The sequence below is a fragment of the Thiobacillus thioparus DSM 505 genome (genome assembly GCF_000373385.1).
GTDB lineage: Bacteria > Pseudomonadota > Gammaproteobacteria > Burkholderiales > Thiobacillaceae > Thiobacillus > Thiobacillus thioparus.
On record NZ_KB891328.1, the window covers coordinates 84,561 to 104,257 of the forward strand.

A 19,697-nucleotide genomic window follows, 5' to 3' on the forward strand; every position below is an offset into this window, starting at 1 on the left:
ATGTTTGTGGCTATAGTGCCATGATTAAAAAGGAAAAAATACCATCAAGCGCGTCGTATCCACCCCAATTTTGACGAAAATACAACGCTGATGCCAGATTTCCATCAGACTTTGTGCATGGCCTAACATCGGTATCCTCTCCATTTCCGGGGCGGAATGCCGATACCATGGGCATGCTGATCGTCCTGCATTCCCCTCCGATTCCCCCTTCATGAACGAACGCGCTGAAACTGCATCTCCTCTGACCTGGCTGACCTCACTCGCCACGCGCTTCACGCGTGTGGCGCCGGGACGCTGGCTCGGGTCGATGCTGCTGGCCCTGCATGTGGCCGTGGTATTCGATGCCGACGCGACGGTGACACGGGCCTTTCTGCTAGCGCATTACGGCCTGTTCCTTCTGTGGCAGCCGCTGGTGCGCAGCGAAGTGCGTATCGAGCCGCGCTTGGCGTTCCCGGTATTTGCCATGGCCGCATTGCTGGTCCTGGTCGACAGTACCTGGGTGATGGCCTTGTGGCTGGCGATCCTTGCGGGACTGGTGGGCGCCGTGGCGGCGTCGCAGAACGAACGTACCCAGCGTCTGGGTTATCTGCTGGCGCTGGGTTATCTGCTGGCCTTGCTGCTGGCCTGGGTGTTGCCGCAAAGCCTGGGCGGGACGTCGTTGCCGAATGAGCTGCGGATTGCGGTGCGCTATGGCTTGCTGCTGCTGCCCGCGGCGATCCTGTTCCTGCCGGCCAGCCGCCAGCGCAGCGGCTCGTCGACGCTCGATTTCATCTACGGGCTGATGCTGTCGCTGCTCATCATGGTGATGGCGCTCGGTGTGTTCGCCGTGGTGGCGGTAGCCAAAGTGAGCTATGCCTGGGCGCTGGTGCAGACCCTACTGGGCATGGCGGCGCTGCTGCTGGCCTTGTCCTGGCTGTGGAATCCGCGTGCCGGATTCGCCGGGCTGGGGCAGGTGACCTCGCGCTATCTGCTATCGGTAGGGCTGCCGTTCGAGGGCTGGGCGCAGCGGCTCGCCACCCTGGCCGAACGCGAGCGCGATCCGGAATCCTTCGTGCGCGACGCGCTGTCCGACTTGCACGAGTTGACCTGGATACGTGGCGGCCGCTGGCAGGCGGCGCGCGGCGAGGGGACATTCGGCGAATCTGCGGAACATGCCATCGTCCATGCATTCCATGGCCTGACCCTGACCTGGCAGTCGGTGCGTCCGCTCACGCCGGCGCTGGCGCTGCATGTTCGCTTGCTGTCTCAATTGCTGGGCTATTTCTACGCTGCCAAGGTGCGCGAGCAGACGCTGCGCGAGCAGGCCTACAGCCAGGCCATCCACGATACCGGCGCACGCCTGACGCACGACGTGAAGAATATCCTGCAGTCGTTGAAGACCCTGCTTGCCGCCGCCGATACTTCCACCCCGGAAGACAGCGAACGTCTGCTCGCGCTGATGAAACGCCAGCTGCCGCAACTGGCGGCGCGTCTCTCGCAAACCGTCGACAAGCTCAAGCAGCCGGCGGAAATGGACGTCGCACATGTGGCCGCGCACACGTGGTGGACTGCGCTGCAGACGCGCTATGAGCACGACGACGTACAGTTTTTCGCCGAGGTGCTCGACGACACCCCTTTGCCTCAGGATCTGTTCGATAGTGTTGTCGACAATCTGTTGACCAATGCGCTGCGCAAGCGGCAGAGCCACCCGGATGTCGCGGTGGAAGTGCGCCTGACATTGCATCCGCTGATGAGCCTGACCGTGACCGACAGCGGCGCCGCGGCGCCCGAACACGTGGCACGCAATCTGTTCCTCAGCCCGGTGGCATCGGATTTCGGGCTGGGCGTGGGGCTGTATCAGGCTGCACGGCAGGCGGCGCGCTCGGGGTATCGGTTGGAACTGCCAGATAACCGAGCAGGGCGAGTGACATTCCGCTTGCAGGCTACGGCGGGCAACCCGTAGGGCATACGCTGGCGATCAACGCGGACTGAGAGACCCAGACAGTAAGGTCATCAAATTCTCCACTGGCTGCGTCTGCCGTAGTAGGAGATCGGCTGATGTAGGTGGGGTTTGCGTTGAGGTTGTCTGCTTCGTCCGGGCCTGTCGGTGCCGCCAGGGTGGTGCCATTGATGTTTTGCGCTCCCCACCCATTGGGGCCAAGGGAAACCAGAACGAATACGACGTTGTCGGCGACATCCGGGCTAGAGCAGGTATGTGTACTGCATATCTTGATTGGGTCGAACCCATATGACGGAGGCCCCGAGGCCGCCGGGGTGCTGGCGGAAAATCCGTTGGATTTGTCAATGAATTGCGTGACAACCGCATACCGCAAACGATTGCCCCAGGCGTCCTGTGGGGCGATGCCCAGATCGACCCACGGTAACAAGCCACGGTAAGCCGCGCATTGTGTGTCGGATACCCTGTCTTCGCGTCCATCAGCGTTGGTGTCGGGGCAAGGCAGATAATGATGTGTGGGTACGTTGGTCGCGTTATGCGTCATCGCATAACCCAAGAGTGCCGTGCGCGCTTCTTCGAGCGTTGTTCTGGTTTCCGCGATCCGCCGCGCCTGAATTTGCGCCGACAACGGCATGGCCAGTCCGCCGATCAGGATGGTGATGATGACCAGCACGATGGCCATCTCGATCAGGGTGAAACCGCGCGAGCGTGTCATGGTGCGGAGTCCTTCGTATCCGGGCTGACCGGTTCGGGAGAACGGGGGCGCAGAACCTGATAGGGCTCATATACCCGGCCGTTGGCGCGGATCTGGCCGGGTTTCAGGCCCGATACGGCCGAACCATCGCGCTGTGCCTTGCCGTCGACCCAGCGCGTGGTGCTGCCGTCGGAGCGGATGACCACGCCATCGTAGCGTAGCGGTGCGGGGACGCTGTCGGTCGACAGCGGGTGGCCCGGACCAGAGGAGGTGGCGTTGCGCGCGCGCGCGGCCTCAAGCTGGGCGCGCTGCGCCGGTGTGAAAAACAGGCGGCCCGGATCGGCCGGGGCCGTCATGCCGGTTCCAGTGCCGCCCAGATACAGCGCCAGTATCCAGACACCAGGGAGCCTGTGCCACCTGTGTATTGCGCGCGCGCGATGGCCGGGTCGGAGAAGCCGGTTATTCATGGCGGTTCTCCGTTGTCGTTGCCACAGTGAACCACAGCAGATCGCATTCGGCCTGTAAATGCGGGCGATTGACGGCTTCGAATGGCGTATTGTCCGGGCGCGACAGGCGGCATCCCTGAACGTGATACACCCCGGACGCGCGCGTCTTGAGCGCGTCGAGGAAACGCGGGAGATCGGTTTCCACCAGCAGCGGGAAGGTGAGAGTCATGCGGGTTTGCCCAAGCGGCAGGCCCTGTGCCAGCGAGGACGGCGAGGCCGCGCGGGGCATCAGGCGGTAACTCAACCCATACAGGCCGGCATCGCGGTTGGCCAGTTGCACGGCCTCGATCCAGGCCAGACGGTCTTCCGCTCCCACGAATCCGCGTGCCACCAACGCCTGGTAATCCCCCAGATGGGTGGCGATAAGTCGCTGCTGCTGACGGCTGCGATCGAGTTGCTGGCGTGCCTGGTTGAGCGCCGTGTGCTGCTGTTGCAAAGCCGCTTCGGCATTGTGTGCCTGACGTTGTCCCCACAGGATGCCGCCGGATGCCAGCAGCAGCGCGGCCACCAGCATCAGCAGGGGCAGTTTGAGGATGAAGAAGGGCGGGCGGGTCATGGCCGGGCCTCGCGGAAAAGGAGGCTGAGGCTGAAACGCGCTGCCGGTGCGCTCGCATCGGCGTTGAGTGTCATGCCGGACAGCGTGCTGCTGGAGTCGGCATTCACAGGGCTGCTGCGCAGGGTCACGTCGTGTACACCCGGCATCGCCTGCAGCGTCTGCATGAATTCTTCGATACGCCGCATGGCTGCCCGGTAATTACCATCGAACGGGCTCAATCCGGCATCGAGGTTGATCTTGACCCCGCCGTTCGCTGTTGGCGGCTCATCGGTCCAGCCCAGGCTGTCCAGCACGACATCGGGCGTGGGCAGCAGGCTCTGTCCGATCGTTGCGAAGAGTGTGGACGCATCGGTCCGTGCCTGGCCGAGCTGGCGCGCCAGGTTGACTGTTTGGACGAGTTGCTCGGGGGCCATGAGCTGGGTGGGAAACGTGCGCGCAATGGCCTGGTAGCGGGCATCGAATTGCTGATACTGCTGGGCCAGCTGGCGTGCCTGATCGTCCAGGTCCCGGGCATGCAGCCAATAGGCGGCCGTGATACCCAGGCCCAGTACTGCGACGATGCCGGCAGCTGCATGCAGGCCGCGCCGCCAACGGAATTCGATGTGATGCTGCAGCAATTCGGGCGGCGCCAGATTGAGTTTCAGCGTTTCACCCGCGATGGCGGCCAGGGGCACGACTTCCGGCGTGGCGGCCAGAAAGTCGTCGGGAATGCGCAATGCACGTGCGAGGCTGGACATGTCGATCAGTCGCGTGCTGAACGCCGGATCGGCATTGAGCTGTGCCTGTGCGCTATCGAGCTGACCGCTGGGATCGAGCAGCAGCACATGCAGCCGGGCTTCGCGCGGCAGGATACGCTGTCCGCTGAGATAGAGCTGCGTCTTCGCGATTTCGTCCGCGGCGTTTCCGGGCAGTTGCGCGGGTGTGTCGCCGCCGATGAGGCGTGAAAAACGCAGCAGGCCATTGTGATAGTAGGAGAGCCGCAGGCTGTTGTTGAGACGGCACGCCAGCAAGGTATGCGCCGACTGTTCCCGCAGTTTTTCCAGCAGATGCTGGTAGGCCAACGCCAGCGGCGTGATGCCCGCGAGCGGCACGTGTTCGCGGTGCAGCACGCTGAGCCAGGGGGTCAGCCACTCGGCGTCGGGCAGGGCCGCGAGCAGATAGCGGTCGTCGCGGCGCCCGGTCGTTTCGCGCGTCTGCCGCCATGCGCCGGTAAAGCGCGTGTTGCGGAAGATCTGCTTGAGCTTGCGCGCCAGCAGTTCGTCGCGTGCGCGTCCCTGCACATGTGGAAGAACCTCGCTACGGTAATCCTCGTCGACTGTGTCGGCTACCAGCAGTACAGGCAGATGTGCATGCCTGATCACGATTTTGCGAAATGCCGCCAAGCCTTCCGTATCGGCCGAAAATTCGCCCAACCAGTGCATATGGCCTGGGCGCCAGTCGAGGACACCGATCTGGCGGGGCGTAGCAAAGAGAAGCAGGCGATGGTCGAACATGATCATGAAAACCGCAGTAGACCGCTCATAAATGTCAGAAGTACCGCACGGAAATTGATTTCCCTGCCTTCGATGACGTGTACCGGGAAATTGAATCCGCTACGCATCCGCTGGTACGACTGGTCATGCGCCTGCCTTTGTCGCTCGTCGTTGCAGGCAACAGCCTGCTGCCTCTTCGCTTCGCGGCAGCCACTTGCCCAGCCGCACCATCGAACGCGTTCAACTGTGGTTTCCATGATCACAGCGGCAGATGCCCGATCAGGTCGTAAATCGGCAGCAGCACCGACACCAGGATGCCGCCGAGCAGCAGGCCCAGAATGGCCGTGAGCAGTGGCTCCAGAACCCGGAGACCATTTTCGATCGAGTCGAGTACTTCACGGTTGTAGAAAAACGTTACGTTGTCCAGGGCCTCGTCGAGCGCGCCGGTGCTTTCGCCCACGCGCAGCATGCGGATCACCAGCGGCGGAAACAATGCCAGCGACTGGAAGCTTTCCGACAACCCACGCCCGTCGGCAATCTGCTGGGCGGCGCGGCGAATGCCGTCGGCAATCACGCGGTTGCCGGCGATCATCTCGCCGGCGCGCAGGGCGTCGAGCACGGTGACGCCCGAGCGGTACATCATTGCCAGCGTGTTGGTGAAGCGCGACAGCACGATCTTCTGCACGATCGGTCCGATGACCGGCAATCGCAGCTGGGTACGGTCCCACCATTCGCGTCCGGCTTCGCTCTTGCGCACCCATAAGGGCAGCCCGATGCCCACTGCCAGCGCAAGTGCCAGGCCGATCAGCCAGTACGAGCGCAGCGCATTCGACACCGCCATCAGGATCAGCGTCGGCAGTGGCAGTGGCACGCCCATGGTCTTGACCAGCCCCAGCACCTGCGGCACCAGATAGATCAGCAGAAACAGGATGGCCGCGCCGACGACGGCCAGCACCATCGCGGGGTAGATCATCAGACGCTTGGCCTTGGAGGCGACTTCCTCTTGCCATTTGAGCGACTCGGCCAGCCGCTCGAATACCGTGTCGAGCAGGCCCGTCTGCTCCCCCGCCTTGATGCTGTGCACGAACACGGCGCCGAATACCGCCGGATGCGCTGCCAATGCCTGCGACAGGACCTTGCCGCCTTCCAGGTCTTCAAGCAGCGCGGTCAGGACATCGCGAAACCCGCGTTTCTCCATGGTGTCGCGCAGATCGCGCAAACCTTCGAGCAGGGGAATGCCCGCGCGGGTGATGTAACGCATATGGATGCAGAACGTCACCAGATCGCGCCGGGTCACGCGCTCGCGGCCGGTGGGGGCGTACTGGCGTGACAGCTCGACCAAGGTGATGAGATCGAGTCCCATGCGCTTCAGGCGCAGCTCGAGATCGACGTCGTTGACAGCAGACAGGGTACCCCTGACGTTGCGGCCGGTCTGGTCGATGGCGCGGTAGTCGAAGAAGGGCATGGATCAGGTGCGCCTCATCTCACACCCGCCCCGTCAAGTCCACTACCCGCGACACTTCCGACAACGAGGTCACGCCATCCAGCACACGCTTGATGCCGTCCTCGGCCAGCGGGTGGTAACCGTGTTCGAATGCGGCGCGACGGATTTCGTGCAGCGGCGCGTGGTTGGCGACCAGTTCGTCCAGTGTCGGGTCCATTCGCAACAGTTCGATCAGCGCCAGCCGGCCTTTGTAGCCTTTGTGGCTGCATGCCGGACAGCCGACGGCGCGGTAGATCTGCGGCGGCTGGGCCGGATCGGCGCCGAGGATGCGCGCCTCGTCCTCGTCCGGCGTGTAGGCTTCCCGGCAGTGCGGGCATAGCTTGCGCACCAGCCGCTGCGCGATGACACCGATGATGTTGCCCGACAGGATGCCAGGCTGGATGCCGATGTCCATCAGGCGCGGAAATACGCCGAGCGCGGAGTTGGTGTGCAGGGTGGTGAACACCTGGTGGCCGGTCATGGCGGCGCGGAACGCCATCTCGGCGGTGTCCTTGTCGCGGATCTCGCCGACCAGGATGATATCGGGGTCCTGCCGCATGATCGAACGGATGCCGTTGGCGAAGTCGAGCTTGAGTGTCTCGTTGACCGAGCTCTGGCGCATCAGTGTGACCGGGTATTCGACCGGGTCCTCCAGCGTCATGATGTTGACGGTCTCGTTGTTCAGATGCGACAGCATCGAGTACAGCGTGGTGGTTTTGCCCGAACCGGTCGGTCCGGTGACGACGAGGATTCCCTCTGGCCGCGCCATCATCAGTTGCAGTTCGCGCAGCGCGTCGGGCGTGAAGCCCATGTAATCGAGCGGCATGATGGATTTTTCGCGGTCGAGGATGCGCAGCACCACGTTTTCGCCATGGATGCCGGGCTGCGAAGAGACACGGAAATCGATCGGACGCCCGTTCAGCGTGAGCGACATGCGGCCGTCCTGCGGTGCGCGCGTCTCCGCGATGTTCATGCCGGACAGCACCTTGAGGCGCACCAGGATGCCCGGCCAATAGGTCTTGTGCAGGCTGCGGATCTGTTCCAGCACGCCGTCGATGCGATAACGGATGCGCAGGAAGGCGTGCTCGGGCTCGAAGTGGATGTCGCTCGATTCGCGTTTCACCGCGTCTGTCAGCAGCGCGCCGACCAGCCGTACCACCGGCTGGGTGTATTCCTCGGTATCGGGATTGAGGCTGGCGTAATCGACTTCGCCGGTTTCGATTTCGCGCAGGATGCCGTCGAGCGAGAGATCGAAACCATAGAACTTGTCGATGCATTCGAGCAGTTGCGCTTCCGCCGCCAGCAAGGTGTCGATTTCGATCTGCCCGCCGAGAGAGGCTTTCAACTGGTCGAGTGCGACGACGTTGAACATGTCGGTGGTCGCCAGCGTCAACACGTTGCGCGCGGCATCGTGGGCGATCGGCAACAGGTGGTGGCGGCGCGCGAATTCCTCGGGGACCAGTTGCAGCGCTTCGGGGTCGGCCACGACCTGGGTGAGATCGATGCCCTGGCTGCCGAGTGCGTTGGCGAGCTGGTCGCGCAGCACGGCTTCGGTGATGAATCCGAGCGCGACGAGCTGGCGGCCGATCGGCAGGCCCGTGGTTTTCTGCTCCTTCAGTCCGATGCGCAACTGGTCGAGGGTGATCAGCCCCTGGGTGACCAGGGTTTCGCCCATGCGGAGTTTCTTGCGGCGCTCCATGGCGGCCTTACCGGATCGATTTCAACTGCTGCACGCGCGCTTCGGCCTGGGAACGGTCGTAACGGTGCACGCCATTGCCGGCGAGCGCTTTTTCGTAATACATCAGTGCGCTTGGATACTGATGCAGCTGGTCGAGGCTGACGGCCAGGTTGAAGGCGTAATCGGCATTGTCGGGCGCGCCCCGATAGGCCTCGAAATAGGCGGGCTGGGCGTCGTTCCAGCGCCCCTGTTCGGCGTAGAGGTTGCCGAGCGTCTGGTAGAGCTGCGGGCTGGGCGCACGCTCGATCAGCATTTTCAGCCGGCTTTCGCTCACCTGGCCATCGGTATTGCCCAGCAAGTCGAGCAAGGCGCCCTGGGCGGCTGCATTGCGGGGATCGATCTCAAGCACTTCGCGATACAGGCGCCGGGCATCCGCATCGCGGTTTTGCGCACTGGCGATGGCTGCGAGTCCCAGCAGCGCATCCGCCGTGCGCCGATGTGTGGCCGCCTGGGTATACAGCCGTTGCGCTTCGGCCAGCGCCCCGCGTTGATAGGCGGCGTAGGCCTGGGTGAGCAGGGTCGTCTGGGCGTCGGGCTGGAACTGGAGTACCGCAGGCGTGGCCATCGTCGGTTGCACGCTGGGAGCAGGCGGAACGCTGCGGCGGGGATGCATGGTAACAGGGGACGCAGGTTCGGCAAGCGCGGGACGGGCGGCGGCAATGGGCTCGGGACGGCGTTCGGGCGGTGCTGTCGATACGGTCGGCATCGGCTGCGCCAAGGGAACCGGCGCCGCAGGCGTGCCAGCGTGCGCCATGGCCGGCGGTGGCGTGGTGGCCGGCGGTTGCAGGGCGAAATAGAGGTATGTCCCGTAGCCGAGCGCGACGAGGACGGCCAGCAGCGCGGTGAGCGGCACCAGCGAAAGTTGCGGCCAGCGCAGTCTGGGAGACGAGGTGCCGGGCACAGGTTCGTTGTTGCCGAACAGCAGGCCGGGCGGTTCGACCCATTCGCGCGCTTTCGCGGTGCCAGGGAGGGCCGGTTCCAGTTCGAGGTCGCCCTCGATCCGGCGGCTGTCAGGATCGGACTTGTCCGACGCAAGCCGCCCAGGATGGGCGGCCTCGGCCTGTTTCAATGCTTTGAGCAGCAGGCTCAAGGCTGGCTCCGGGCGCTGTCGGGCAGCAGCCGCTGGAATGGCTGAAGCGCGTCGTTGTCCAGCGTGGGGTTGGATACCACAGTGGGCCGCAGAAAAATCACCAGTTCGGTCTGGCTGTTGATGCGTTCATGCTGGCCGAACAGGGCGCCGATGCCTTCGGGGCGCGACAGGCCGGGCACGCCATCGCGCGCATTGTTGCTGTCGTCCTGGATCAAACCGCCGAGGACCACGGTCTGGCCGCTGCGTACCTGCAGCAGCGATTCCATTTCACGCACCTGGATGACAGGAATGGAATTCTTGACACCCGCTTTTTCAAGGTCGGGGTTGGGATCGTCCACCGATCCCACCTTGCGCGAGATGGTGGGGCGCACGGTCAGCGACACCATGCCGTTCTCGTTGATCTGCGGCAGCACAGACATCACCACGCCGATGGGCACGGTGTGTGCGGTGGTCGTGAACGTGGCGGGCTGGAGCACGGAACCTGTGGAGGATAACGCCCCCTGCTGCGACTGCACGGAAAAATAGACCAGGTTGTCGACCACCTTGAGCAGGGCCGTCTGGTTGTTCAGTGCCATGAGTTTGGGACTGGACAGCACCTTGGTCTTGCCGAACGATTCCAGCAGGTCGATGGCCGCGGTGAAGCCGTTATTGCCGGTGTTGGTGTAAGTGGCCTGGATGAAAGGCGAAAGCGCGCCCGCCAGGGCATTGGTGCCGCCGCCTACGGTATTGATCGTCCAGCCAGTGGCGCCCTGCAGGGCTTTCGACCAGTCGATGCCGGCGCGGTATTGATCCTTGAGCGTGACTTCGACGATGGTCGCCTCGATCAGCACCTGACGCTGCGCGGACTGCATGACGCGGTCCAGGTACTGCTGTACCAGTTCCTGCTGTCTGGACGTGCCCAGTACCGTCACGGTACCTGCGACCGGGTTGACCGCCACATCGTATTTGCCGTCGCCCGCCGGCTGGTTGGCAAACGCGGCGGTGAACAGGCTGGCGGCGCCCGCTCCGGCCTTGCTGGCCGCTTCGGCCTGCGAGACCCGTTCGGCGCGCTCGGCCTTTTCGGCCTCCAGCCGCGCCGCGCGCTCCTCGTTGCTCTGGGTGACGGCCCGCGTGCCGGCGAGCATGGTACGGATATTGTCGGCCAATACCGTCCACAGGTCGTTGTTCGACTGGCTGGCGACGGTGGTGGTGGAGGAGTTGCCGGCGTTGGTCGAGGCGGACGTGTTGCCGGTTCCCGTGCCGATGCCGCCGCCGGTGCTGGCGATCTGCGCCGCTACGCCGACGCTGGAGGTCGTATTGCGGGCGACGTTGACGTAATTGACCGTATAGGTCTTGACGTAGGGGGTGTCGGGCATGATCGACACCGTTCGTCCGTTCATCTCGTAGCGCAGGTCGGCCTGCCGCGCGATGCGGTCGAGAATGGCAGGCAGCGGCTCCTGCACGGCATTGAGCGAGACGTTCCCTGAGATGCCAGGGTACAGGTCGATGTTGTACTGGGTGTCGCGTGCGATGGAAAACAGCAGATCCTTCACTGGCACATCGTTGACCACGACGGTATAGGTCGGAACCGGTGCATTCAGCTTGGGCGGGGACAAGGCGGGGATGGCCTTGACGGGCGCGGGCGGCGGGCTGACAGGAACGGCTGTCGGGCTGGGGCGGGTGATATGGTCGGGCGAGGTGTCGAATGCCCGCGGGGGCACGCAACCCGCCAGCACGAGGCTGGACAGAGCCAGGCCCGTCAATACGGAGCGTTTCAACACTGCATTCATCACGACCCTTATCCCGTTGGCAAGACTACGCTGCGCATTTTGCCGACCGTGCGCAGAAACGGCACGCCTGTAGGCGTGGCGGGCAAGGTGCGCATGACCGCCACGGCTGCGTCCCGATTGGGGAATTCGCCCGCCAGGATCATCCAGGCGGGGGCGCCCTGGCTCAGGCCATGCAGCACCCTCACCGGCTGCGGCGTAATGGCGTTCAGATCCCCTAATAATACGGCTGCCTGCGCGGCTTCTTTAGCCGAGGCGATCTGGATTACATGGGTGTCGGGTGCAGCGGTGACAAGCCAGCGCTGGGTTTGCCGCGCCAGTTCGGTCACGCGGCTGACCGGAATGGGGGCGGGCAGGCGAGGCATGCCCGCCGCTTGGGGCGGTACGGCAGACGGCGAGGCCGCGGGCGAGCGCGTCTGCCAGGCGACGAACGCGAGCAGGCCGAGCCCGGCGGCCAGACCGGCGCTCAGCCACGCCCAGCGCGGCAGACGTGGTTTGTGTGCGGTTTGGGCAGGGGAGCGGATTTCGGCGTCGCCTGCCGCTGCGTCCAGATGCGCCGCGGTGAGCGTATGGGTTTGTCCGGCATAGGCCGCGAGCAGGGTTTTGTCGGCCAATACGTTGATGCGGCGCGACAATCCGCCGGAAAGGCCGGTCAGTCGCGCGATCAGGGCCGCGGAAAACAGGTCGGGTCCGCGGTAGCCGGCCACCGCGAGCCGCGCCCGCAAATACTCGGCGACTTCGGGCTCGGTCAGTGGAGACAGATTCAGGCTCAGGGTGATGCGGTCCTTCAACTGGCGGATGCGTGGATCGGCCAACTGTGTGTCGAGCTCGGGCTGGCCGAACAGGATGATCTGCAGCAGCTTGTCGGTGGCGGTTTCCAGATTGGTCAGTAGCCGCAGGAACTCCAGATTGTCGAGCGCGATGCCTTGCGCTTCCTCGACGAACACCACCACGCGCCGGCCTGCTTCGTGGCGGGCGAGCAGGGCGGCATTGAGCTGTGCCAGCCGGGCCTGCCGGCCCCCTTCGGCGGTGTCGATACCCAGATCAGAGAGGATGGCGGCCAGCATGTCGTCGGGCGACAGGGTGGGATTGCCGAGATAGACACTGTCGATGGTGTCGGGCAGTTGCGCCACCAGCTTGCGGCACAACATGGTCTTGCCACTGCCGACTTCACCCACGACCTTGATGATGCCTTCGCCCTGACCGATTGCGTACTGCAAGGCGGCGAGTATTTGCCCCCGCTGGCCGCCGGCATACCAGTATTCGGTATTCGGCGTGATGCGGAAGGGGGCTTCTTTCAGACCGAAATAGTCAAAATACACAGTGACGGTTTATTCGGTCCCGTACGTCTGCATACGGCTGTAAAGCGTGGTGCGGTTGATGCCGAGCAGCTTGGCGGCCTGCGACAGGTTACCGTGGGTCATATTGAGCGCGGCCTCGACGTAGGCTTTTTCCCATTGGCGCAGGGTCACGTCCAGATTGAAATTGGCCAGCGTCTGCAACTGCTTGCGCGCCAACTCGATCAGCGCCTTGCTGTCGTTGGCGAGCGGGATTTCCTGCGGGTAGGCCTGGTCGGTGTCGAGTTCGGCTTCCAGCTGCTGCGCATTGACCGACATGCCGGGGTATTTTGTGGTCAGGCGGATGGCGATGTTGCGCAGCTCGCGCACGTTGCCGGGGAAGTGGTAGTCCTCCCACATCTGCTGCGCACGAGGGTCGAGCGAAAACGGCTGGGTCTTGGCTTCGCGGGCGTAGAAATCGCGGAAATGATGAAGCAGCGTGAGCTTGTCCTGCCCCATCTCTCGCAACGGCGGCACGGCGATGGAGAACACCGACAGCCGGTGGTAGAGGTCGGCGCGGAAACGCCCGGCCTTGATCTCGGCGCGCAGGTCGCGGTTGGTGGCGGTGACCACGCGGGCATTGGAAAAGCGCGGCTGGGTTTCGCCGACGCGCTGGTATTCGCCGTTTTCCAGCACGCGCAGCAGCTTGGCCTGCAGTTCCAGAGGCAGCTCGCCGATCTCGTCGAGGAACAGGGTGCCGTTCTCGGCTTCCTCGAAGTAACCGGCGCGCGCGCTGGTGGCGCCGGTGAAGGCGCCCTTGGCGTAGCCGAACAGGGTGGGCTCGACCAGGGTCGGCGAAATCGCCGCGCAGTTGAGCGCCAGATAGGGCTTGGCGGCGCGCGGCGACAAGCCGTGCAGACTGGACGCGACACGTTCCTTGCCGCTCCCGGATTCGCCCTCGATCAGCACCGGGAAGGGCGCGGCCGCGTATTGCTTGATCTGTTCGCGCAGCTTGTCCATTGCCGGGCTGTCGCCGACGATGCCCGAATCCTTGGCGGGGGCGGGCGTCTTGTCGGCGCTGCGCTCGGCATCCTGCACCAGCAGCGCGTTGAACAGGAGGGACTTCAGCCGTTCGGGTTCGCACGGCTTGGCGACGAAATCGATCGCCCCGAGCGCGCGCGCGTGGCGCGCATTGGCCTCGTCGCTCTGGCCGGAGAGGACGAGGATCTTGATGCTGGGGGAGATGCTCAGCAGGTCGGCAATCAGGGCGAAGCCCTCGTCGGGCTTGTGCGGCTGCGGCGGCAGGCCCAGGTCGACCAAGGCCAGCTGCGGCGGCTCGTCCAGCTGCATCATCAGGCTTTTCACCTGCGCCCGCGACTCGGCAGCGGAGATATCGAAGTCCTTGCTCAGAACGTAGGTGAGCGTGTCGGAGATCAGCGGATCGTCATCGACGATCAGCAGGCTAGGCTTGTTGGTTTGGACCACATGTCCTCCAGGTCGATTGGTACCGAAAGCGCGCCTGTATCTGCGTACAGGAGAAATTGTTGCGTGCGTGTCGGATTTTCGACGATTGTGCCAGAGACCTGGTCAAAGTTAAACCAGAGCGCACATTGGGGGCGGCATCCGCGACCGCACGCGAATAGACGTTAGCGGCGCGGGAAGCGGTGGACTTGAGACGGGTCAGCTGTTTACCGGTTCAACGGCCGCCCGGGTCCAGCCCTCGCTGCGTTCGATCGGGTTGCCCAGGGCGATGAACTTGCGTTCCGGCATGCCCTGAATCTGGAACACTTTGCCCAGCGTGAAATGGATCGGATCGAGGATGAGGGTCGCCTGGTCGCCGTCCAGCCACAGGCTGGGATGGGGGAGGCTGGCACTGCTATTGTCGAACCCGTTGACGGTATACCCCGAGGTGGCGGTATCGTACAGCATGGCCAGAGTGGGTTTTCCAGCCAGGGTTTCGATGCCGACCGAACTGGTGTCGTCGTTGAGGCGGGACAGCCGGCGCACGACCCCCAGCTGCCAGTCGCGGCTGTCGTGCGACTTGACGCCGATGAGCGCCCCTACGCGCAACCAGTCCTTGTCGCGCGATTCGACGATGGCGCCATATCCGTATTCACTTTCGTCGTTCATGACCCAGCGCTCGACATCCGGCGAAAGCTGAGTGGCGGGCACGGTCATTTGCGAGACGCGTTCGCGCGTGCGGTCGGTGATGAAACCATACACCTGCACATCGTCGGCCTCGTTGTAATTCAGACCGGTTCCATAGGGCGAGACGCTGGCGGGCGTGTCGGCGGCCTTGATCTGGTTGATGATGGCGCTCAGGCCGTGGGTCACGTCGACCAGCCGCTTGACCGATTCGCGCGGCGCGCGGCGTTGCTCGCGCGTGGCCAGCGAAGCCCATTGGCGCTGCAGGTGTTCGAGCAAATCGAGACTCTCGGCCGTGCGCGCGGTTTCGGTCAGGCCAAGTTGCGCCGGAGACGTGCCAGCCTGGAGTGCCGCGTGCAGTTCCTGCAGCTTGAGCAGCAGGTCTGCGGTTGCCCAGAAACGCAAGGGCTTGTCGGTATCGGGCTTGCGTACCCGGCGCGGGCCGTGGTCGGCAGACAGGTCGACCACGAAGTTGTCTTTGTTCGCGTCGAACCTGCGGTCCATTTTAAGCATGTCGTGCCACCCGCACAGCCAGCGATCGGTCTGGTCGAGCTGGCGCGGATAGAGCGTGCCGGAGTGGGCCAAACTCAGCATCAGGATATGCAGATAGGCCGTTTCGCAATTGCAGTCTGCTGTGTCCTCGGTGTAGACCTGCAGAGACCGTCGATGAAAGCCTTCGGTCTCGGCGATGCGATACAGGTTGTGCAGTCGCAGCCACAGCTTGTCGCCGCCGGGCAGATAGCGGATGGCACGCCATTTCAGCAGTTGTCCAAAGGTGCGGATGGCGCGCAGGGTAATCAGCGGGATCGCGTCTTCGTGCTGCACCTTGCCGGCGGTACGTGCAAGATGCAGCACGAAGGCGTGATAACCGCGCGCGACTTCCCAGTAGAGACCGTACACGGCGTGCCAGAGCTGGCTTTCGACCGGGCGCGACATGCGCGGATTGCGCAGGTACTGGCGCACAAGTGTGTCCTGCAGGTCACGTGACTTTTCGTCCAGCAGCATGAAAATGGCCAGGCGATCTTTCGTGTATTGCGTCGAGTTCTCGTTGAAGCGCTTGAGTGCACTGAGAATAGCTTCCTGGCACTTGAAGGCGTCGCCGATGGGCAAGGTCTCGACCCAGCGGGAGGCCGCCTTGAGATTGGCCAGCGGATCGTCGTTCCGTTTGCCGAACGACGTCAGGTTGGCCAGGCGCGAAGCAAATTTATCTGCCAGTGAAGTCATGGTGTGAAAACAATCCCGATGTGACGAAGCGTGCCTTGAGGTACTTGGTCATGTTCCCAGCAAATTCCATGCCATAGGTATTCCATTCGTCAGGTCAGCTTGGTCTTAACCCAGGCCTGTACCGATGCTAGCGCAGCGGGCAAGTGCCCCGGCTCGCTGCCGCCCGCCATCGCCATGTCCGGTTTACCACCACCTTTCCCGCCGACTTGGGTGGCGACGAAGTTCACCAGTTCGCCCGCCTTGATCCTGCCGGCGACGTCGGGCGTCACCGCGGCGATCAGGCTGACCTTGCCGTCGGCCACCGTGCCCAGCACCAAGGCGCAGGATTTCAGCTTGTCGCGCAGCTTGTCTGCGGTTTCGCGCAAAGCCTTGGCGTCGATGCCGTCGAGTTGCGCCGCCAGTACGCGCACGCCGTTGACGTCGGCGGCCTGCTGTATCAGGTCGTCGCCCTGACTCGAGGCGAGTTTCGATTTCAAGCGGTCGAGCTCCTTCTCCAGCGCGCGACTGTGCTCCATCAGCTGTGCCACGCGCTCGGCGGCGTCAAGCGGCGTGGCCTTGACCAGTTGCGCAATGGCGCCGAGGTTCTTTTCGGTTTCGCCGAGGTAGGCGAGCACGCCGGTACCGGTGGTTGCCTCGACCCGGCGGATGCCCGCCGCGACGCCGGTTTCCAGCAGGATCTTGAAGGCGCCGATGTCGCCGGTGCGCGCCACGTGGGTGCCGCCGCACAGCTCGCGCGAACTGCCGATGTCGAGCACCCGCACCTCGTCGCCGTATTTCTCGCCGAACAGCATCATCGCGCCGGTCTTCTGTGCTTCCTCGATCGGCATCACGCGCGCCTGCGTCGTGGTGTTGGCGAGGATTTCCGCGTTGACGCGCGCCTCCACCTCGCGGATCTGCGCCGCGGTCATCGGGCTCGGCTGCACGAAGTCGAAGCGGGTCTTCTCGCTGTCCACCAGCGAGCCCTTCTGCTGCACGTGCTCGCCCAGCACCTCGCGTAGCGCCTTGTGCATCAGGTGGGTGACCGAGTGGTTGCGCATGGCGCGCGCGCGCACGTCCTCATCGACGCGGGCGAGCACGGCGTCGCTCACCACCAGCGAACCGGTTCTCACCACGCCGTGATGGCCGAAGACCTGCGCCTGGATTTTCTGCGTGTCTTCAACCTCGAACACGCCGTTGGTGCTTTGCAGGGCGCCGCGGTCGCCGACCTGGCCGCCGGACTCGGCATAGAAGGGCGTGTGGTCGAGCACGACGACGCCGAGTTCGCCTTCCTTCAGTTCGTTGACGGCGGCGCCGTCCTTGTACAGGGCGAGCACGGTGGCGTCGTGCGTCAGCGTGTCGTAGCCGTGGAAGATGGTCGCCTCACCTGAATACTCCAGCCCAGCACCGAGCTTGAATTTGCCGGCGGCACGTGCCTGGCTCTTTTGCCTGGCCATGGCGGCGTCGAAGGCCGCAGTGTCGACGCTGACGTTCGCTTCACGACAGATGTCGGCAGTGAGGTCGAGCGGAAAACCATAGGTGTCGTGCAGCTTGAATGCCAGTTCGCCATCGAAGGTACCGCCTGCGGGCAACGTCTTCAGCGTTGTTTCGAGGATGCCCATGCCGTGTTCGATGGTCTCGAAGAAGCGTTCCTCCTCCTGCCGGAGGATGTCCATGACCCTATCCTGCGCCTTGGCCAGTTCGGGGTAGGCGGCGCCCATCGCTGCAACCAGATCGGGCACGATGCGGTTGAAGAAGGCCGTACGCGCACCGAGCTTGTAGCCATGGCGGATGGCGCGGCGAATGATGCGGCGCAGCACGTAGCCGCGACCCTCGTTGCCCGGGATGACGCCGTCGACGATGAGGAAGGAACAGGCGCGGATGTGATCGGCGATGACTTTGAGCGAGTTGTTTGTCAGATCGCTCGTCTGCGTCTCGCGCGCGGCGGCGGCGATCAGCGTCTGGAACAGGTCGATCTCGTAGTTCGAGTGCACGTGCTGCATCACCGCGGAGATGCGCTCCAGGCCCATGCCAGTATCGACGCTGGGCTTGGGCAGCGGATGCATGGTGCCGGACTCGTCGCGGTTGAACTGCATGAACACGTTGTTCCAGATCTCGATGTAGCGGTCGCCGTCTTCCTCGGGGCTTCCCGGCGGGCCGCCGTAGATGCCTTCGCCGTGGTCATAGAAGATTTCGGTGCAGGGGCCGCAGGGGCCGGTGTCGCCCATCGCCCAGAAGTTGTCGGAGGCGTAGCGCGCGCCCTTGTTATCTCCAATTCGGATAATGCGTTCCTTCGGCACGCCGATGTCGTTGTGCCAGATGTCGTAGGCCTCGTCGTCCTCGGCGTAGACCGTGACCCACAGCTTCTCGGTCGGCAGCTTGAGCACCGTGGTGAGATATTCCCAGGCGTACTTGATCGCGTCCTGCTTGAAGTAGTCGCCGAAGCTGAAGTTGCCCAGCATCTCGAAGAAGGTGTGATGGCGCGCGGTGTAGCCGACGTTTTCCAGGTCGTTGTGCTTGCCGCCCGCGCGTACGCAGCGCTGTGACGACACCGCGCGGGTGTAGGCGCGCTTGTCCTGGCCGGTGAAGACGTCCTTGAATTGCACCATGCCGGCGTTGGTGAACAGCAGGGTCGGGTCGTTGCCCGGCACCAGCGGGCTGGACGGGACGACGGTGTGGCCCTTGGAAGCGAAGAAATCGAGGAAGCTCTGGCGGATGGCGCTGCTTTTCATAGTTTTGGTGTGGTGTCGTGCGTGAACGTCGGACAATAAGGCATTGTATCCGTTAAAGTTCCACCCTTACAGGCGGCAGGGGCAGGGAACATGGACGACGAAGCGGTCATCGCGGCGACGCGGCAATGGATCGAGAAGGCAGTGATCGGGCTCAACCTGTGCCCGTTCGCCAAGGCGGTCTACGTGAAAAACCAGGTGCGCTATGTGGTGAGCCATGCGCCGCATCTGGATGGCCTGCTGGAAGATCTCGACCGCGAACTGGATTTTCTCGCCGCCGCCGATCCCGAGGCCGTCGACACGACACTGCTGGTCCATCCCACGCTGCTGCCGAATTTCCTCGATTTCAACGATTTCATGCAGTTGGCCGAAGCGGCGGTGGGCGAGCATGGCCTGGAAGGCGTGATTCAACTCGCCAGCTTCCATCCGCACTTCCAGTTCGAGGGTACCCAGCCTGACGACATCGGCAATTTCACCAACCGCGCGCCATTCCCCACGCTGCATCTGCTGCGCGAGGCGAGTATCGAACGTGCGGTGGCGGCGTTTCCCGAGGCTGGGACGATTTATGAGCGCAACATCGAGACGCTTGAGGCTTTAGGGCATACGGGATGGGCCACCCTGTGGGCAACCCATGCCAAATCCTAGCTGCCGCAACCGCCGCAACAACTCCCGTTCGCATGCGGGGATTGTGGTGCCTCGACGAGCACGCCCGCTTCGGCGAGCGCTGCCACCAACTGCGTACGTGTCGTCGTTTTATCGTCTATGCGCGCAAACAAGCGTGCAGGGGAATCCAGAAATGATACGTCGTGCACGCCAGGGATCGCTTTCAGACGTGCAGCGGCACGTTCCGCTGCTTCGGCGCTGACGGATCCGACGATATGTAGGGTCTCGGTTTTCATGTTTGCTCTTTCATGGAAAAAATAGAGGTGTGCGAGAAGCTTGGCGGCAGGGTCATCAGTACTGGCCGTCCTTTCCGCAAGGACAACCAATTTAACATATAAATTAAATACATGTTAAGTTGGGGGTAAACGCACTTGACTTTCAACCCTTGGGACTTAGCACCCATTGCGGCCCTTGCGACGCCCCGCTAAGGTTGGTGCCTTAT

At 63.6% G+C, this 19,697-nt stretch carries 15 protein-coding genes; 2 read left to right on the plus strand and 13 right to left on the minus strand.

Annotated elements, in window-relative coordinates; genetic code table 11:
- The first annotated feature begins 211 nt into the window (after positions 1-211).
- Positions 212-1,942: a sensor histidine kinase gene (locus B058_RS0110995; protein WP_018508540.1), complete on the plus strand. Its 1,731-nt coding sequence runs from the start codon at positions 212-214 to the stop codon at positions 1,940-1,942.
- On the opposite strand, the gene B058_RS0111000 is transcribed toward B058_RS0110995, so the two are convergent.
- The 12 genes from B058_RS0111000 to alaS all read right to left on the minus strand — a co-directional run bounded on the left by B058_RS0111000 (position 1,923) and on the right by alaS (position 18,595).
- A complete protein-coding gene (locus B058_RS0111000; protein ID WP_018508541.1) occupies positions 1,923-2,651 on the minus strand; it encodes a type II secretion system protein in 729 nt (242 codons plus the stop codon). The two genes, B058_RS0110995 and B058_RS0111000, sit on opposite strands and share 20 nt — an antisense overlap.
- Entirely contained in the window at positions 2,648-2,986 is a 339-nt protein-coding gene (locus B058_RS0111005) for a hypothetical protein (protein WP_018508542.1), read from the minus strand. Before B058_RS0111005 ends, B058_RS0111000 begins: the two co-directional genes overlap by 4 nt.
- 103 nt (positions 2,987-3,089) lie before the next feature.
- Positions 3,090-3,692, minus strand: coding sequence for a hypothetical protein (locus tag B058_RS0111010; protein ID WP_018508543.1), 603 nt, complete (start codon positions 3,690-3,692; stop codon positions 3,090-3,092).
- Positions 3,689-5,191, minus strand: coding sequence for a hypothetical protein (locus tag B058_RS0111015; RefSeq protein ID WP_018508544.1), 1,503 nt, complete (start codon positions 5,189-5,191; stop codon positions 3,689-3,691). The genes B058_RS0111010 and B058_RS0111015 overlap by 4 nt, the downstream gene beginning before the upstream one ends.
- A 232-nt stretch (positions 5,192-5,423) precedes the next feature.
- Positions 5,424-6,629: a type II secretion system F family protein gene (locus tag B058_RS0111020; RefSeq protein WP_018508545.1), complete on the minus strand. Its 1,206-nt coding sequence runs from the start codon at positions 6,627-6,629 to the stop codon at positions 5,424-5,426.
- 19 nt (positions 6,630-6,648) lie between these two features.
- Complete coding sequence (locus B058_RS0111025) at positions 6,649-8,346, minus strand: GspE/PulE family protein (protein WP_018508546.1); 1,698 nt, start codon at positions 8,344-8,346, stop codon at positions 6,649-6,651.
- Between the two features lie 7 nt (positions 8,347-8,353).
- The gene (locus tag B058_RS0111030) at positions 8,354-9,475 is read right to left on the minus strand and encodes a tetratricopeptide repeat protein (RefSeq protein ID WP_018508547.1); all 1,122 of its coding nucleotides are present in this window, start codon (positions 9,473-9,475) and stop codon (positions 8,354-8,356) included.
- Positions 9,472-11,235 (minus strand): pilus (MSHA type) biogenesis protein MshL, encoded by a 1,764-nt coding sequence (gene mshL, locus B058_RS0111035; RefSeq protein WP_245539300.1) that lies wholly within the window; start codon positions 11,233-11,235, stop codon positions 9,472-9,474. The genes B058_RS0111030 and mshL overlap by 4 nt, the downstream gene beginning before the upstream one ends.
- A gap of 17 nt (positions 11,236-11,252) precedes the next feature.
- Complete coding sequence (locus tag B058_RS0111040; RefSeq protein WP_018508549.1) at positions 11,253-12,563, minus strand: ExeA family protein; 1,311 nt, start codon at positions 12,561-12,563, stop codon at positions 11,253-11,255.
- Between the two features lie 9 nt (positions 12,564-12,572).
- Positions 12,573-14,003: a sigma-54-dependent transcriptional regulator gene (locus B058_RS0111045; RefSeq protein ID WP_018508550.1), complete on the minus strand. Its 1,431-nt coding sequence runs from the start codon at positions 14,001-14,003 to the stop codon at positions 12,573-12,575.
- 195 nt (positions 14,004-14,198) lie between these two features.
- Positions 14,199-15,887: a hypothetical protein gene (locus tag B058_RS0111050; protein ID WP_018508551.1), complete on the minus strand. Its 1,689-nt coding sequence runs from the start codon at positions 15,885-15,887 to the stop codon at positions 14,199-14,201.
- Between the two features lie 89 nt (positions 15,888-15,976).
- Positions 15,977-18,595, minus strand: coding sequence for an alanine--tRNA ligase (gene alaS / locus B058_RS0111055; RefSeq protein ID WP_018508552.1), 2,619 nt, complete (start codon positions 18,593-18,595; stop codon positions 15,977-15,979).
- 90 nt (positions 18,596-18,685) lie between these two features.
- On the opposite strand from alaS, the gene B058_RS0111060 reads away from it, so the two are divergent.
- Positions 18,686-19,237, plus strand: a complete 552-nt coding sequence (locus B058_RS0111060; protein WP_018508553.1) for a DUF1415 domain-containing protein — start codon at positions 18,686-18,688, stop codon at positions 19,235-19,237.
- Here B058_RS0111060 and B058_RS0111065 read toward each other — a convergent pair.
- Complete coding sequence (locus B058_RS0111065; protein WP_018508554.1) at positions 19,234-19,491, minus strand: hypothetical protein; 258 nt, start codon at positions 19,489-19,491, stop codon at positions 19,234-19,236. The genes B058_RS0111060 and B058_RS0111065 overlap by 4 nt on opposite strands.
- Positions 19,492-19,697 lie beyond the last annotated feature (206 nt).